This window comes from Streptomyces sp. NPDC057565, assembly GCF_042801455.1.
Classification (GTDB): domain Bacteria; phylum Actinomycetota; class Actinomycetes; order Streptomycetales; family Streptomycetaceae; genus Streptomyces; species Streptomyces yanii.
Genome location: NZ_JBHVFU010000004.1, coordinates 446608 through 461581, shown reverse-complemented (window position 1 = coordinate 461581; position 14974 = coordinate 446608). Strand labels below are relative to the sequence as shown.

Sequence of the window (14974 nt, the reverse complement as noted above, 5' to 3'; positions counted from 1 at the left end):
TCGGGTGGAAGCGTACCGCGTGGTCTCTTCTTGCCTGGTAGCAAGGGGGTTGATCGGCCAATTCGCCAAGGATTCGGCAGGGGTGAGAAGTTGGCTGAAAACCTACGGTTGCGTGTGCCGGATTCAGTCGTTCGACCGGCGTACGACCCCTTGGTGTGACTGCTCCTGTGTGCCCCCTCGGTCCGGTGGGCGGCCACGGGCCCGGACCGGCGGAGCGGGGTGCGGCAGGCGGTCGTGCCGACCCGCGAGGCCGAGAGCGAGGCCGCGTGCATCGCCGACGGATGTGCCGTACGCCGCGAGGGCGGCCGGTTCGGGCAGGCGGCTGAACGTCGGGCGGCGGACCACGCCGGCCGCGGACCGGTCGGCGGTGGTCACGGGCGTGGTCGGCCGGTCGGCCGGGGCGGGTGCGGGCGCGGCGTCGCTCCCCGGGGTGGCGCGGTGACACGTGGTGGTCACCCTGCGGGGTGGTGACCGAGTGGTGCCACTCGGTCGCCGACGGGTGTCCGCCGCGGCCGGTCGCCCGATGCCGTCCCCTGCCCGGACGGCCTCCGTGTACCACGCAACCGGCATTGCCATCCGCGGCTGCCTCGGGCATGCTCCGTGGAACGTCGCACGCGCTTTGCGAGGGTCTGGGCAGTGGAGGAGTGGCGCCGTACCCTTGGGGGTAAGGGGTTGGGAAGATGATTCCAGGACACCGCAACACTGCCCGCTGACACACCTTCCCCAAGCAGCTCTCTCCTCACGAGGACTCTCTTCGCCGAGACACCGATGGCCGGTCACGAAATCCCCGAACCCGCGGACCGCAAGCAGGTAGCCGACCCACTGTCGGACCCTCTGGCGGTCGAAGAACCACGCCACTCCTGCGATCCCGCCTTCCGGCATGGGGTCGTGGTCGGCTTCGACGGCTCCACGTCCAGTGAGCGAGCCCTCGCCTATGCCATCGGGATGGCCCGAAGATCAGGTTCCGGCCTGATCATCGTCCATGTCGCCAATCGGCTTCCGACCACGGTCTGGGCAGGCTGCGAGCCGCCCGTCTTCGTCGACGTGCCCGATCACCGCACCGAGGTCCTCGGTCTGGAGCTCGCCTGTGCGGACTACCTCTCCGAGGTGCCGTGGGTGCTCGTCGAACGGGGCGGCGACATCTGCCACGAGTTGGAGGAGGTCGGCCGCGAGTACTCGGCCGACGCGATCGTCGTCGGCTCCACGCACGGCATCGTCGGCCGGATCTTCGGCTCGGTGGCGGGGCGGCTGGCACGGCGCGCCCAGCGCCCGGTCGTGGTCATTCCCTGAGGGTCCGTCGTCACACTGCCGTCGTCCGGCCGGAGGCCGGGCCGTGCGGCAGACGGCGACGGGACCCAGGGCTTTTCCTTCCTGACGCGGAGGCGTCCTGGCCGGGCCGGCCGACGTGGCGTCAACTCGCCCTTGAAAACAGGCAATCTACTCACCCGTAAAGGTGGATTGTGTGCTTGTGAAGGGTACATAAGGGTCACTGGGAAACAGCACCACTGCCTTTGAAGGGAGCCCGCCGTGGACAATGACGTCTCTGCGGGAAGCAGCAGCACCTCCACCCTCGGCCATCTCGCCCTGGGACTCACCCTGTTGGCGTTCGGCATCGGTCACACCCGGGTCATCGACGGCGTGACGGCGGCCGACGCCGTCTCGCTCGCACTGTATGTCGGCGGTATCGCCCTGTTCGTCGCCGGACTGCTGGAGTTCCGCGGCGGCAGCGCCTTCACCGGCACGGCCTTCGTCGGGCTCGGCGCCTTCTGGTTCACCTGGGGCACCGGTGCCGATGCCCATGTCTCCGGTCATGCGGCGGGGCTGTTCCTGCTGCTCTGGGCGCTGTTCGCGCTGAGTCTCACCCTCGGGGCGGCCGGCGGCGGTCTGCTCGCGCAGGGGACGTACGCACTGCTCTTCCTGGGGCTTCTGCTCCTGGGCGTCGGGCAGTTCGCCGGTAGCGACGGGCTCGGCAAGGTCGGCGGCTGGCTGGCCGCGCTGGCCGGTCTCGCCGCCTGGTACGGAGCGACGGCGGCGCTGGCCAAGTGGCCGACGGCGCTGCCGGGGCGTGCTGCCGGCCGGGGCGTGACGGCCGCCGGCTGAGGCAGTCACCGGCCGGTGCGACCTGGGGCGGCACCGGCCGAACGGGAGCGGCCCCGCACCTGACGTGGTGCGGGGCCGCTCTCCTGCCGTACGGGTGGTGCGAGTTACTCGACGGTGACGGACTTCGCGAGGTTCCGCGGCTTGTCGATGTCGCGGCCCATGGCCAGTGCCGTGTGGTACGCGAAGAGCTGGAGCGGGATGCCCATCAGGATCGGGTCCAGCTCGTTCTCGTTCTTCGGCACCACGATGGTGTGGTCGGCCTTCTCCTGGACCTGGTGCGCGACCGCGAGGATCCGGCCGCTGCGGGCCTTGATCTCCTCCATCGCGGCGCGGTTCTTCTCCAGCAGGTCGTCGTCCGGCACGATCGCGACCGTCGGCATCGCGGGCTCGATCAGGGCCAGCGGGCCGTGCTTCAGCTCGGACGCCGGGTAGGCCTCGGCGTGGATGTACGAGACCTCCTTGAGCTTCAGGGAGGCCTCACGGGCGACGGGGTAGCCGCGCACCCGGCCGATGAACATCATCGACTTGGCGTCCGCGTACTCCGCGGCCAGCTTCTTGATCTCGTCCTCGTTCTCGAGGATCTCGGTGATCTGCGCGGGCAGCCTGCGCAGCCCGTCGATGATCCGCTTGCCGTCGGCGACCGACAGGTCGCGGATGCGGCCCAGGTGCAGGGCGAGCAGCGCGAACGCGACCACCGTGTTGGTGAAGCACTTGGTGGAGACGACGCAGACCTCGGGGCCGGCGTGGACGTACGTACCGCCGTCGGCCTCCCGGGCGATCGCCGAGCCGACCACGTTGACCACACCGAGGACCCGTGCGCCCTTGCGCTTGAGCTCCTGGACGGCGGCCAGCACGTCGTACGTCTCACCGGACTGGGAGACCGCGACGTACAGGGTGTCGGGGTCGACGACCGGGTTGCGGTAGCGGAACTCGGAGGCGGGCTCGGCGTCCGCGGGGATGCGGGCCAGCTCCTCGATGAGCTGGGCGCCGATCTGGCCCGCGTGGTACGAGGTGCCGCAGCCCAGGATCTTGATCCGGCGGACCCCGCGCGCCTCACGGGCGTCCAGGTTGAGGCCGCCCAGGTGCACGGTGGAGAACCGGTCGTCGATGCGACCGCGCAGCACCCGGTCGACCGCGTCGGCCTGCTCGGAGATCTCCTTGTGCATGTACGTGTCGTGGCCGCCCATGTCGTACGACTCGGCCTCCCACTCCACGGTGGTCGGCGTGGCCGTCGTGGACGAGCCCTCCGTCGTGTACGTACGGAAGTCGTCGGCCTTGAGGGTGGCCATCTCGCCGTCGTCGAGGGTGACGACCTGGCGGGTGTGGGCGACCAGCGCGGCGACGTCGGAGGCGACGAACATCTCCTTCTCGCCGATGCCCAGGACGACCGGGGAGCCGTTGCGCGCGACGACGATGCGGTCGTTGAAGTCGGCGTGCATGACGGCGATGCCGTACGTGCCCTCGACCGAGCGAAGCGCCTCGCGGACCTTCTCCTCAAGGGTTTCCGCCTGCGCACGGGCGATCAGGTGGACCAGCACCTCGGTGTCGGTCTCGGAGAGGAAGACGATGCCGTCGGCGACGAGCTTCGCACGGAGCTCGGAGGCGTTGTCGATGATGCCGTTGTGGACGACGGCGACCTTGTTCTCGGCGTCCAGGTGCGGGTGGGCGTTCTCGTCGCTCGGGGCGCCGTGGGTGGCCCAGCGGGTGTGGGCGATGCCGGTGGTGCCGGTGAAACGCTTGGGGACGCGGGCCTCCAGCTCGCGGACCCGGCCCTTCGCCTTGACCATCTTCAGCGTGGCGGGCTTTCCGGCCGCTGCCTTGCCGGTGATGACGATGCCCGCGGAGTCGTACCCCCGGTACTCCAGCCGCTGCAGCCCCTCCAGCAGCAGCGGAGCCACATCACGCTTTCCGATATATCCGACGATTCCGCACATAGAATCTCTGCCCCTCCATCGACGTCGTTGTGGTGCCTGGTGCTCAGCCGTAGACGATGCGGCGCAGCTGGCGGAGCGAGAGCTCCGGCGGCGCGACCGCCCGGTGCGGCAGCTCGGCCGCGATGCGTTCGAAGATCTCCGTGTTCACCAGGCCGCCGGACTGCAGTTCGCGGTGGCGGCGGCGGACGAAGCCGTCGGTCGTCTCGTCGAAGTACGCCAGCACATCGAGGATCACCCGGGCGGCTTCGCCGCGCTGGAGCGTGGTGGAGCGCACCAGGTGATCGATGAGGTCGTCGTGTGACGAGCGGCGTTCAGGCACTCGTCGATATTGCGGTGAACGGAGCCTCAACGCAACAATTCTGCCCGATATCGGGCAAGAGTGAATGTGATCACGCTCTCTTTGTGTCCGGACGGGTGCCGAAACCGCCCGGGAGTCACTCCGAGGCGCTTCGGCGCGACCTGTTCGGCGGCGGTGAACCCGCCGGCGGTGAGCGTCCCGCCGCCCCTCGCCGGAGGCCTGCCCGCTACTCCACTCCGGCCCTTCTGCGCGCGCTGCGCCACCAGGGGCGACGGGACCGCCTCCAGCGGTCGCATGCCGGGTGATTCCGTCGGTCGCGGAACGGGGAAGTGGTCTACACCTTGACCACGCGTGAGGCGCACGATACGCATGGTGATGGTTCGTTGCTCAGGAGATCCACAGGTGTGAACCCGTCGAAAGGGACCCGGCTTGTGAGACTGCACATGACACAGCGCACCGCACTCCCCCGTCTGCTCGGCTCGCTGCTGCTCGTCACGGCGGCCGGAATCTCCAGTGTCGGCGCGGCTCCGGGGGGAGCCGCCGCGCACAGCGGCCAGGCCTCCGCCACCGAGCCCCGTCCGCTCGGGCAGATCGTGCCCGCCCCCGCCGAGGTGAAGGCGGGCGGATCCCCGTACACCATCACCGCGGGAACGAAGATCCGCGTCGACGGCGACTCCGCCGAGACCCGGAGGATCGGCACCTACCTGGCGGGCGTGCTGCGCCCCTCCACCGGGTATGCCCTGCCGGTCACCGACCGCGGTGGCGGCGACGGCATCCGGCTCCGGCTCGGCTCCCACGACAGTGAGCTGGGCGCGGAGGGTTACACGCTGAAGTCGAGCCACGGATCCGTCACCATCACCGCGCGCGGCCCGGCAGGCCTCTTCCACGGCGTCCAGACGCTCCGTCAGTTGCTCCCGGCGGACGTGGAGAAGAACAGCCGCCAGGCGGGGCCGTGGCAGGTCGCGGGCGGTACGGTCACGGACGCGCCGCGCTACGCGTACCGCAGCGCGATGCTCGATGTCTCCCGGCACTTCTTCTCCGTCACCGAGGTCAAGCGCTACATCGACCAGCTCGCCCTCTACAAGATGAACAAGCTCCATCTGCATCTCTCCGACGACCAGGGCTGGCGCATCGCCATCGACTCCTGGCCGCGGCTGGCCACGTACGGCGGGCAGACCGAGGTCGGCGGGGGAGCCGGCGGCTACTACACCAAGAGCGACTACAAGGAGATCGTCCGGTACGCCTCCTCGCGCTACCTGGAGGTCGTCCCGGAGATCGACCTGCCGGGCCACACCAATGCGGCACTCGCCTCGTACGCCGAGCTGAACTGCAACGGGGTCGCACCGCCGCTCTACACCGGCACGAGCGTCGGTTTCAGCTCGCTGTGCGTGCCGAAGGAGATCACGTACACCTTCGTGGACGACGTGGTCCGTGAGCTGGCCGCGCTGACGCCGGGCAAGTACCTCCACATCGGCGGCGACGAGGCGCACTCCACCAGCCACGACGACTACGTGACGTTCATGAACAGGGCGCAGGCCATCGTCGGCACATACGGCAAGACCGTGGTCGGCTGGCATCAGCTGACCGGGGCCACGCCCGTCGCGGGCGCGGTCGCCCAGTACTGGGGTTACGACCGGACGGGCGCCGCCGAGCGCAAGCAGGTGGCGGACGCGGCGAAGAACGGCACGAAGCTCGTGCTGTCCCCTGCGGACCGTACGTACCTCGACATGAAGTACAACAAGGACACCAAGCTGGGCCTGGCCTGGGCCGGCTATGTCGAGGTGCAGCGTTCGTACGACTGGAACCCGGCGACGTACCTCGAAGGCGCCCCGGAGGACTCGATCCTCGGGGTCGAGGCGCCGACCTGGTCGGAGACGGTGACGAACAGCGACGAGGTCGAGCAGATGGCGTTCCCGCGGCTGCCGGGCGTTGCCGAGCTGGGCTGGTCGCCTGCGTCCACGCACGACTGGGACGCGTACAAGGTGCGGCTCGCGGCGCAGGGGCCGAGGTTCTCCGCGCTGGGGATCGACTACTACCGGTCGGCGCAGGTTCCGTGGCCCGCACAGTGAGGTGACCGGGCGTCCTGCGGACGCTCTGTCCCCGATCGCAGGGCGGGTCCGATCTTCCGGACCCGCCCTGCGATCGGGGCAAGGCTTGCCTAGAATCCCGCGATCGGGTTCCTGAGTGTGCCGACGAGCTGCAGCGCACCCGACGGGTCCGTCAGATCGACCATCTGCTTGTTGTTGCGCAGCTGGAGCCGGTTCAGGCAGGACAGTGCGAATTCCTCCGTGAACATGTCGTACTGCTTGAACTTGTCCGCGAGCTGCGGCACCGACTCCTGGTAGCCGGACACACAGGCGGCGACCGTCCGCCAGAACGTCTCCTCGTCGAGGATCCCCTCGGTGGCGAGCCCGGCGCCCAGGAAGCGGAGGAAGCAGTCGAAGACGTCGGTGAGGACCGACAACAGTTTCATGTCGTCCGGGACCTCGGCGCGGATCCGCTCGACCTGGGGCGGCAGGACCGCGTCCGGGTCCATGACCGCGATCTCCTCGGCGATGTCCTTGAAGACCGTGCGGGTGACGACGCCGTTCTCGACGACCAGGATGACGTTCTCGCCGTGCGGCATGTACACCAGGTCGTACGCGTAGAAGCTGTGCAGCACCGGTACCAGGTAGGCGTCCAGGTAGCGGCGCAGCCAGTCGGCGGGTGCCAGCCCCGACTCGGCGATCAGTGCGCCTGCGACGGAGTTGCCCTCGTGGTCGGAGTGGACGAGCGATGCCATGGTCGCGACCCGTTCGCCCGGCGCCAGTCCGGGTACCGGACTCTCCCGCCAGAGCGCGGCGAGCATTTTCAGGTACGGGGAGCCCTTGGCGGTGGCCGCCTCGTACGTCCGGTGGTGGTAGCCGATGGCCGCTCGCTCGCGGATGATCGAGAATCGGGCCGCGCGCAGTACCTCGTCGCGCTCGATGAGCCCGGACAGCCAGTCGTTGATCGCGGGCGTCGCCTCCATGTACGCGGCGGAGAGCCCGCGCATGAAGCCCATGTTCAGGACGGACAGTGCCGTCTTGACGTAGTGCTTCTCCGGGTTGCCGGTGTTGAAGAAGGTGCGGATGGACTGCTGCGCGAGGTAGCTGTCGTCGCTCTCGCCGAGGCAGACCAGACGGTGCTGGGCGAGTTCTCCGGCGAAGGTGACGGCCAGTTTGTTCCACCACTGCCAGGGGTGGACGGGAATGAACAGGTAGTCGTCGGGGTCGAGCCCGAGGCCGGTCAGCGTGGCGGCGAACCGCTGCCGGGTCTCCCCGCTCAGTTCGCCGCTGATCAGCGTCTCGTAGTCGAGCCCGGCGCCCGCTGTGAACGTGGCGCGGTCGCGGCGGGCGGCGAGCCAGACCAGCCGGATCGCGCTCGCCGCTTCGGGGGCGTACGCACGGTACTCGTCGATGCCGAAGCCGAGTCGCCCGTTGTTGGCGACGAAGCAGGGGTGGCCCTCCGTCATGCCCGTCTCGATCGCCTGGAATCCGGCGGCGACGAGCGCGGCGGAGGTCACCGGTTCCTTGGTGAGTTTGTACGCGGTTCCGGCCAGCGTGGAGGAGATCTCCTCCAGGTAGACCGGCAGGATCTCCGCCGAAAGCCCCAGCGTCTCGCGCAGTTCGACGAAGAATTCCAGCGCGTCCAGAGGCAGTTCCGTGCCGTTCCGGTGGCGGGTGACGGAGTTGGCGTCGACCTGCCAGTGGTCGAGCGCGAAGCGCCGGGCGGCGAAGCGGTACTCGGTCGCCGTGTCGTCGCTGCGCACGGCGTAGAGGCCGGTGCCGAGCGGTTCGGGGGTCAGCAGCCGCTCGTGGGTGAACTCGGCGAGGGCCTTGCGGACGAGCTGCCGGTTGGCGGTGGCCCAGCGCTCGGGGGTGAGGTGCGCGACGGCGGCGGTGACGGTGGTCATCGGGCCTCTCCTGCGCGCGCGGCGTGGAACTGTTCCCGGGTACAGGCGCTGAGCAGGGCGGTCTTCTCCGGCTTGGTGATCTCGCGAAGGACCTCGAAGCCCACGGCCTTGTTGAGCGCGTGCACGGCCGTGTTGCGGACGTCCGGTTCGACGACGACCCGGCGTACCGACGGATCGGCGAACAGCGTCTCCAGCACAGTGGTGATCACGGCGAGCGTGAAGCCGTGCAGAGGGGTGTCCGTCGGGGCGACGAGGAAGTGCATCCCGATGTCGCCCGGCTCGGCCTCGTACAGCCCCTTGAGCTCCACCTCGGCGGGGTCGTACCGCTCCATCAGGAAGGCGGGCTCTCCGTTGTGCAGTCCTATGAACGCGTCGTGGTGCGGGTTGGCGGCGATCGCCAGGTACTCCCGCTCGACGTCCTGCAGCCGGGCGTCGCCCATCAGCCAGAAGGACGCCTTGGGGTGGGTGACCCAGCTGTGCACCAGTTCGGCGTCGGACATGGAGCCTGATCCGCTCGAACCGGACCGGGAGGTCGGGGAAGGGTCGAGGGCGCGGACGGTGAGCGTACCGAGGTCGGTGTTCATACGGCGAACTCCTGGAAGGCGATGGACTTCTCGACGGGGTAGTACGCACGGCCGAGCAGCTCGCCGATGATGTACGCGTTGCGGTAGGCACCCATGCCCAGGTCGGGCGAGGTGATCGAGTGGGTGTGCGTGCCCGCGTTCTGCAGGAAGACGCCGCGCCCGGTGGTGTCGATGGAGTAGTTGCGGGCCACGTCGAAGCGGCCGTGGCTGTCGTGGCGCAGCCGTCCGGTGATCGGCTCCAGGAAGGCCGGCGGGGTGTAGCGGTAGCCGGTGGCGAGGATCAGCCCCTCGGTGGTGAGGCTGTACTCCTTGTCCTGCTCCTCCTGATGCAGGCCGAGCGTGTATGTGCCGCTGCTCTCCTCGTACCGCGCGCTGCGCAGCGCGGAGTTGGTGAGGAGGCGGGTGGGGACCGGTCCGGGCAGGTTCTTCCGGTAGAGCAGGTCGAAGATCGCGTCGATCAGTTCGCCGTCGATGCCCTTGAAGAGCCCCTTCTGGCCGGACTCCAGCCGGTAGCGGGTCTGTTCGGGCAGGGTGTGGAAGTAGTCGACGTACTCGGGGGAGGTCATCTCCAGCGTCAGCTTGGTGTACTCCAGCGGGAAGAACCGCGGTGAGCGCGTCACCCAGTTCAGCCGGTAGCCGTGCGCATCGATCTCGGAGAGCAGGTCGTAGTAGATCTCCGCCGCGCTCTGCCCGCTGCCGACGAGAGTGATGGACTCCTTCGCCTGGAGGGCCGCCTTTCTCTCCAGGTAGCGGGAGTTGTGCAGGACGTCGCCGCCCAGGTCCCGGCACGCCTCCGGGATGTACGGGGGAGTTCCTGTACCCAGTACCAGGTGCCGGGCGCGGAAGACGCTTCCGGCAAGGGTGCGGGCGGTGTAGAGAGCGGTGCTCTCGTCGTATGTGACCGACTCGACGGTCTCGTTGAAGCGGACGCTGCTCAGCTGGGCGGCGGCCCAACGGCAGTAGTCGTTGTACTCGGTCCGCAGCGGGTAGAAGTTCTCCCGGATGTAGAAGGAGTACAGCCGCCCGCGTTCCTTCAGGTAGTTGAGGAAGGAGTACGGCGAGGTGGGGTCGGCCATCGTCACCAGGTCCGACATGAATGGCGTCTGGAGATGGGCGCCTTCGAGGAACATCCCGGCGTGCCACTCGAAGTCCGGCTTGGACTCCAGGAACACACCGCTGAGTTCGTCGATGGGTTCGGTGAGGCAGGCGAGGCCGAGATTGAACGGGCCGAGGCCGATCCCGATGAAGTCGTGGGGGTCAGGAAGCGCGGTCAAGAGAGTCTCCCAGGTACTGCTCGGCGTGGCCGGCGATCAGGTCGAGGACCGCGGCGATGTCCTGTGCGGTCGTTTCGGGGTTGAGCAGGGTGAATTTCAGGTACTGGCGGCCGCCGACCTTCGTCCCGGCGACGACGGCCTCGCCGGAGGCGAAGAGCGCCTTGCGGGCGTAGAGGTTGGCGCGGTCGATCTCGGCGGGTGAGGTGACGGCGTCCGGGACGCAGCGGAACACCAGCGTGGAGAGCTGCGGCTCGACGACGACGTCGAAACGCGGGTCGGCGGTGAGCAGCTGCCAGCCCTCGGCGGCCAGGTCGCAGACCTCGTCGAAGAGCTCGCCGATGCCGTCCGCGCCCATGACGCGCAGGGTCATCCACAGTTTGAGTGCGTCGAATCTGCGCGTGGTCTGCAGGGACTTGTCGACCTGGTTGGGGATGCGCTCGGCGGCCATGCGCTGCGGGTTGAGGTACTCCGCGTGGTACGTGGCGTGGCGCAGGGTGGCCCGGTCGCGGACCAGCAAGGCCGAGGAACTCACCGGCTGGAAGAAGGACTTGTGGTAGTCCACGGTCACGGAGTCGGCGTGCTCGATGCCGTCGAGGAGATGGCGGCGTTCGCCGGAGGCGAGCAGCCCACAGCCGTACGCGGCGTCGACATGCATCCAGGTGGAGAACTGCTGGCAGAGCGCGGCGATTTCGGGCAGCGGGTCGATCGAGCCGAAGTCCGTGGTGCCCGCGGTGGCGACGACCGCCATCGGGACGGCACCCTCGGCGGCGCACTGCTCAAGGGCGCGGGCGAGGGCCACGGTCTGCATGCGCTTGTTCCGGTCGACGGGGACGGAGACGACGGAGTCCGGTCCGAGACCGAGGAGTTTCGCCGACTTCTGGACGCTGAAGTGGCTGCACTCGGAGGTGAGGATCCGCAGTCGGTCGAACTGCCCGGGGAGGGACTTGGCCTCTTCGCGGGCGAGCAGCAGGGCCTGCAGGTTGGACTGCGTGCCGCCGCTGGTGAAGATGCCGTCGGCGGCCGGGCCGAGGCCGATCCGGGCCGCGGTCCAGTTGATCAGCCGGCGCTCGATCAGGGTGCCGCCCGCGCTCTGGTCCCAGGTGTCCAGGGAGGAGTTGACGGCCGAGAGGACGGCTTCACCGAGGACGGCGGGGATGACCACCGGGCAGTTGAGGTGGCCCAGGTAGCGGGGGTGGTGGAAGTAGACGGCGTCACGGAGATAGACGCGGTCGAGCTCGTCGAGGGCGGCGGACGCATCGCCCAACGGACGGTCCAGATCGATCGCGTCGACGACCGGGGAGAGCTCGTCGACGGAGATCCCGGAGAACGGCCGGTCGGTGGCGGCGAGTTTGGCTGCGACCCGTTCGATCCCTGCGGTCACGGAGCGGCGGTAGTGCTCCGCGGTCGAGTCATTGAGCAGGTGCGAACGCATGAAGGGGTCCTCCCGGATGCGGGGAAACTTCATCGGCGCCCTCAGGGCAGAGGAATGGGGGGCGAGGGCTCGATGTCGAAGTAAGGTTAGCCTAACCTAACTTCGCATCGAGTTGTTCCCTCGCCCCCCACGGGACGCCGAAGTTGTCCGGATTACGCGTCCTCGGTGGCCGCTTCCGCGCGCAGCTGCTCCTCACTCATCCCGCGACGCCAGTAGCCGACGAACGTCACCCGCCTGCGGTCGAACCGGCGCTCCTGGACCAGGTGGCGGCGCAGCGCCCGTACATTCGACGACTCGCCCGCGATCCAGACATACGGGGTTCCCTCGGGCAGCTCGGCGGCGCGTACGGCGTCCACGGCGGACGGTGCGCCCTCGTCCCGGACGAGCCAGCTGATCCGGGCGCGGGCCGCGGTGGTGAGCGCCTGGCGGTCCTCGGTGTGCTGGACCTCGAGCCAGACGCGCGCCTGCATGCCCGCGGGCAGCCACTCCAGGGCTGCCGACGCGGCGGGCAGCGCCGTCTCGTCGGCCCAGATCAGCACCCAGTCGGTGTCCTCCGGGGGCCGGAAGCGGACGGCAGTGTTGTCCTCGACGGCCGGGCCGAGCGCCTTCAGGAGATCTCCGGGGGCGGCGGTGGCGGCCCAGCGGCAGGCGGGTCCGCCGTCCTCGTGCAGTGCGAAGTCGATATCGATTTCGGTCGATCCGTCGGGAGCGCGGCGCTGCGCGCGGACGGTGTACGAGCGCATGACGGCCCGTATGTCCTCGGGCAGGGCGCGCCAGGCGGCGAACCAGTTGCCGTCCTTGTCGACCGGAACGACTGGTTCCGGCTGGTCGGGGTGGGGCAGGAACAACGACAGGCTCTGGTCGCGGCCCCCGGCGGCGAAGCCGTCGAGCCCCGGACCGCCGAAGGTGATCCGGAGCATGGAGGGTCCCAGCCGCCTGGTCCGGGTGACCGTCAGGTCGAAGAACCGGAAGGGGGCGACGGGGGGTGCGGCTGCGGTCGTCATGTGAGGGCTCCTTCCAGGAACCGGGAAGCGAAGGAAAACGGCCCGGCCCGGCCGGGGGACAACCCGGGCCGGGCCGGAGGGGGGAGTGCCTGACGTTCGGTCAGCTGACCTTCTTCGCGTCCTCGATGGCCTTCGCGAGGTCCTCGAGGATCGGCGCGCACTTGTCGTAGGAGTAGATCGGCTCGGTGGTGCGCGGGATGACCTGACCGGCCTTGACGGCGGGCAGCTGCGCCCAGGTCGGCTTGGACGTCAGGGCGTCGGGCTGCAGGGCCGAGGAGCGGTTGTCCATCATGATGATGTCGGCGTCGTACTTGTCGACGTTCTCCCAGCTCAGCTCCTCGAAGAAGCCCGCGGCGTTGACCTTCGGCTCGACGAACTTCACGCCCAGCTCCTGGAAGTACAGGGTGTCCGCGGACATCTTGGCGAGCGAGACGTAGAAGAGGTCCTGGCTGGCCGAGCCGATCATGACCTTGATGTTCGGCTTGGACTTGGCGGCGGCGCGCAGCCGGGCCGCGGCCTTCTCGAAGCGGGCCTTGGCGTCGGTCACCGCGGCGGCCTTGACGTCGGCGCCGAGGGAGGCGGCGAGATCCTCGTGGCGCTGGATCGCCTTGGGGACGGTGGTCTGGGCGGCCCACAGGGCCACGCTCGGGGCCAGCTTCAGGATCTTGTCCTTGGACTCGTCCGGCACGTACCAGAGGGCGTCCTTCTCCCACATGGCGGTCACGAGCAGCTCCGGGTCGAGCGCCGCGTACTTCTCGACGTTGAACTCGCCCCAGACGTTGCCGAGGATCTCGACCTTGCTGACGTCGAGGTCGCCGGCCTGCACATCGGCCTTGCCGTCCTTGGTCTTCGTCGGGCCGAAGACGCCCTTGACCTCGATGCCGTAGTCGTGGAGGGCGGCGGCGACACCGGTGAAGGCGACGATGTTCTTCGGGACCTTTGCGGCCTTCGCGGTCTGGCCGCGGTCGTCCTTGAACGTCCACGGCCCGGACTTCTCGGCACTCGAACCCGACCCGGAGCCGGAGTCCTTCGAGTCGCTGTCGCCGCACGCTGCGAGTACGGCGCCGAGACCGACGGCGCCGCCGGCGGCAAGCAGGCCGCGACGGGAGAGGGGGGTGGTCCGGACCTTGGGCATGGGTGTGTCTGCTTTCGTACGCGCCGGTGGGCGCCCGCTGACGAGTTCAAAGGTAGGTTAGCCTAACCTCACCAACTGTCCAGGGGGTGGCCTGCCCGACCGGCCCGGCTACCAGACGAGCACCCCGCCGCCGACGTCCTGGGCCCGCCGGGCCGCAGCGGTGATGTTGGCCAACCGCTCGGCCACGTAGCCCTCGCGGTAGCCGCAGTGCGCGTCGAGTTCCGCCGCGTGCGGGCGCAGCAGTTCGCACTCGGCGAGGAAGTCGTCGACGTCCTCCGGTTCGACGTACAGGTCGTAGGACGCGAGTTCCGGCAGGAACCGCGCCCCGAGCGCCCGGACCCGCTCCGACCCCCACAAGGCGGTCCGGCAGCTCTCGAACCCCGCCATGTCGCTGCCGTCCGGGGGGTCGTCGAGGAGGTGCGGCTTGCCGCTCTTCCCCCGTACGAAGGTGTGCACCAGGAGCGTCATCCGCCGAAGTCCTTCCGGCACGCGTCGAGTCCGGCGATCCGCACATCGACGGTGCGGTGCTCCTCCCAGCGGTCGCGGTCGATCCGCAGCCGCTGCAGGGTGACGCGAGCGCCCCGCAGCGCGGCCACCTCCAGCCCGTCGGGCAGATAGCCGAGCCGGCGCGAGACGCCCAGCGAACGAGGGTTGTCCGTCATCGCGGACGAGATCGCGCTCCGGGCGCCGAGCCCGGCGAACGCCAGATGCAGCACGGCGGCCCGCATCTCGGTGCCGATGCCCCGGCCCTGGTGCACCAGCCCCAGCCACGACCCGGTGTGCACCTCACCGGTCACCGCGAAGTCGCGCGCCCCGAGATCCTGCCGCCCGACGACCTTGCCCTCGTGCAGCACGACGAGGCTCAGGACCCACTCCCGTACGGACCAGTTGGCGACGGTGGACAGCACGTGCTGGTACACGGCCCGGCCGCGTTCGGCGGGCGGGCCGTCGGTCCAGGGCACGGTGAACGGCATGCGGTCCGGCGCATGCACCCCGTCGGCGGCGACGCCTGCCAGTTCGTCGAGCAACTCCAGGTCCGGCAGGCGGAGTTCCAGGCGAGGCGTGCGGATGCGGAGCCCGTACAGGGGCCAGTGCTGGGGGTCCATGAACAGACTCTGCCGGGGCGGTCCCGGATCTGTCGAACGAATTGCCCGCGCTGTGACGTCGTACCGGGCGAGGCTGCCGCGGCGGTTCCCGGCGGGCGGTGCTCCGCGCTGAATCGTGGCGGTCTGCTTGTGGCGCAGGAAAGGTCACCGCTGACACCTGGAGATCATCGCGC

At 69.3% G+C, this 14974-nt stretch carries 14 protein-coding genes; 3 read left to right on the top strand and 11 right to left on the bottom strand.

Annotated features, from left to right (window positions below; translation table 11 throughout):
- Window positions 1-123: 123 nt before the first annotated feature.
- A complete protein-coding gene (locus ACFU8W_RS12045) occupies window positions 124-456 on the bottom strand; it encodes a hypothetical protein (RefSeq protein ID WP_384035141.1) in 333 nt (110 codons plus the stop codon).
- Window positions 457-768: 312 nt separating this feature from the next.
- Here ACFU8W_RS12045 and ACFU8W_RS12040 point away from each other — a divergent pair, with 312 nt between their 5' ends.
- Both ACFU8W_RS12040 and ACFU8W_RS12035 read left to right on the top strand, forming a co-directional pair.
- Window positions 769-1290, top strand: a complete 522-nt coding sequence (locus tag ACFU8W_RS12040; protein ID WP_037694266.1) for a universal stress protein — start codon at window positions 769-771, stop codon at window positions 1288-1290.
- Between the two features lie 237 nt (window positions 1291-1527).
- Complete coding sequence (locus ACFU8W_RS12035; protein ID WP_266985374.1) at window positions 1528-2100, top strand: acetate uptake transporter; 573 nt, start codon at window positions 1528-1530, stop codon at window positions 2098-2100.
- A 104-nt stretch (window positions 2101-2204) separates the two neighbouring features.
- Here the strand turns inward: ACFU8W_RS12035 and glmS are convergent, their stop codons facing one another.
- Window positions 2205-4034 carry a glutamine--fructose-6-phosphate transaminase (isomerizing) gene (gene glmS, locus ACFU8W_RS12030; RefSeq protein WP_345517978.1) on the bottom strand — a complete coding sequence of 610 codons (1830 nt, stop codon included), beginning with the start codon at window positions 4032-4034 and terminating at the stop codon, window positions 2205-2207.
- 43 nt (window positions 4035-4077) lie between these two features.
- Entirely contained in the window at window positions 4078-4353 is a 276-nt protein-coding gene (locus tag ACFU8W_RS12025) for a hypothetical protein (RefSeq protein WP_384035135.1), read from the bottom strand.
- A gap of 422 nt (window positions 4354-4775) precedes the next feature.
- Between ACFU8W_RS12025 and ACFU8W_RS12020 the strand changes: the two genes are divergently transcribed.
- The gene (locus tag ACFU8W_RS12020; RefSeq protein ID WP_384035132.1) at window positions 4776-6401 is read left to right on the top strand and encodes a beta-N-acetylhexosaminidase; all 1626 of its coding nucleotides are present in this window, start codon (window positions 4776-4778) and stop codon (window positions 6399-6401) included.
- Between the two features lie 89 nt (window positions 6402-6490).
- On the opposite strand, the gene ACFU8W_RS12015 is transcribed toward ACFU8W_RS12020, so the two are convergent.
- The 8 genes from ACFU8W_RS12015 to ACFU8W_RS11980 form a co-directional block, all read right to left on the bottom strand.
- Window positions 6491-8266, bottom strand: coding sequence for an IucA/IucC family protein (locus ACFU8W_RS12015; protein ID WP_384035129.1), 1776 nt, complete (start codon window positions 8264-8266; stop codon window positions 6491-6493).
- The gene (locus tag ACFU8W_RS12010; protein WP_384035126.1) at window positions 8263-8850 is read right to left on the bottom strand and encodes a GNAT family N-acetyltransferase; all 588 of its coding nucleotides are present in this window, start codon (window positions 8848-8850) and stop codon (window positions 8263-8265) included. Before ACFU8W_RS12010 ends, ACFU8W_RS12015 begins: the two co-directional genes overlap by 4 nt.
- The gene (locus tag ACFU8W_RS12005; RefSeq protein ID WP_384035124.1) at window positions 8847-10124 is read right to left on the bottom strand and encodes a lysine N(6)-hydroxylase/L-ornithine N(5)-oxygenase family protein; all 1278 of its coding nucleotides are present in this window, start codon (window positions 10122-10124) and stop codon (window positions 8847-8849) included. Before ACFU8W_RS12005 ends, ACFU8W_RS12010 begins: the two co-directional genes overlap by 4 nt.
- A complete protein-coding gene (locus ACFU8W_RS12000) occupies window positions 10108-11556 on the bottom strand; it encodes a pyridoxal phosphate-dependent decarboxylase family protein (protein ID WP_384035121.1) in 1449 nt (482 codons plus the stop codon). Before ACFU8W_RS12000 ends, ACFU8W_RS12005 begins: the two co-directional genes overlap by 17 nt.
- A gap of 152 nt (window positions 11557-11708) precedes the next feature.
- Window positions 11709-12560, bottom strand: a complete 852-nt coding sequence (locus ACFU8W_RS11995; RefSeq protein ID WP_384035118.1) for a siderophore-interacting protein — start codon at window positions 12558-12560, stop codon at window positions 11709-11711.
- 100 nt (window positions 12561-12660) lie between these two features.
- Entirely contained in the window at window positions 12661-13695 is a 1035-nt protein-coding gene (locus tag ACFU8W_RS11990; RefSeq protein ID WP_384035115.1) for an ABC transporter substrate-binding protein, read from the bottom strand.
- A 108-nt stretch (window positions 13696-13803) separates the two neighbouring features.
- Window positions 13804-14163: a hypothetical protein gene (locus tag ACFU8W_RS11985; RefSeq protein WP_384035112.1), complete on the bottom strand. Its 360-nt coding sequence runs from the start codon at window positions 14161-14163 to the stop codon at window positions 13804-13806.
- A complete protein-coding gene (locus ACFU8W_RS11980; RefSeq protein ID WP_384035109.1) occupies window positions 14160-14801 on the bottom strand; it encodes a GNAT family N-acetyltransferase in 642 nt (213 codons plus the stop codon). The genes ACFU8W_RS11985 and ACFU8W_RS11980 overlap by 4 nt, the downstream gene beginning before the upstream one ends.
- Between the last annotated feature and the right edge of the window lie 173 nt (window positions 14802-14974).

Excerpts from the sequence above, each read along its gene's own strand:
- ACFU8W_RS11985 (WP_384035112.1), bottom strand. The coding sequence starts at position 14,163 with ATGACGCTCCTGGTGCACACCTTCGTACGGGGGAAGAGCGGCAAGCCG.
- ACFU8W_RS12020 (WP_384035132.1), top strand. The coding sequence starts at position 4,776 with ATGACACAGCGCACCGCACTCCCCCGTCTGCTCGGCTCGCTGCTGCTC.
- ACFU8W_RS12015 (WP_384035129.1), bottom strand. The coding sequence starts at position 8,266 with ATGACCACCGTCACCGCCGCCGTCGCGCACCTCACCCCCGAGCGCTGG.
- glmS (WP_345517978.1), bottom strand. The coding sequence starts at position 4,034 with ATGTGCGGAATCGTCGGATATATCGGAAAGCGTGATGTGGCTCCGCTG.
- ACFU8W_RS11990 (WP_384035115.1), bottom strand. The coding sequence starts at position 13,695 with ATGCCCAAGGTCCGGACCACCCCCCTCTCCCGTCGCGGCCTGCTTGCC.
- ACFU8W_RS11980 (WP_384035109.1), bottom strand. The coding sequence starts at position 14,801 with ATGGACCCCCAGCACTGGCCCCTGTACGGGCTCCGCATCCGCACGCCT.
- ACFU8W_RS12040 (WP_037694266.1), top strand. The coding sequence starts at position 769 with ATGGCCGGTCACGAAATCCCCGAACCCGCGGACCGCAAGCAGGTAGCC.
- ACFU8W_RS12000 (WP_384035121.1), bottom strand. The coding sequence starts at position 11,556 with ATGCGTTCGCACCTGCTCAATGACTCGACCGCGGAGCACTACCGCCGC.
- ACFU8W_RS11995 (WP_384035118.1), bottom strand. The coding sequence starts at position 12,560 with ATGACGACCGCAGCCGCACCCCCCGTCGCCCCCTTCCGGTTCTTCGAC.
- ACFU8W_RS12010 (WP_384035126.1), bottom strand. The coding sequence starts at position 8,850 with ATGAACACCGACCTCGGTACGCTCACCGTCCGCGCCCTCGACCCTTCC.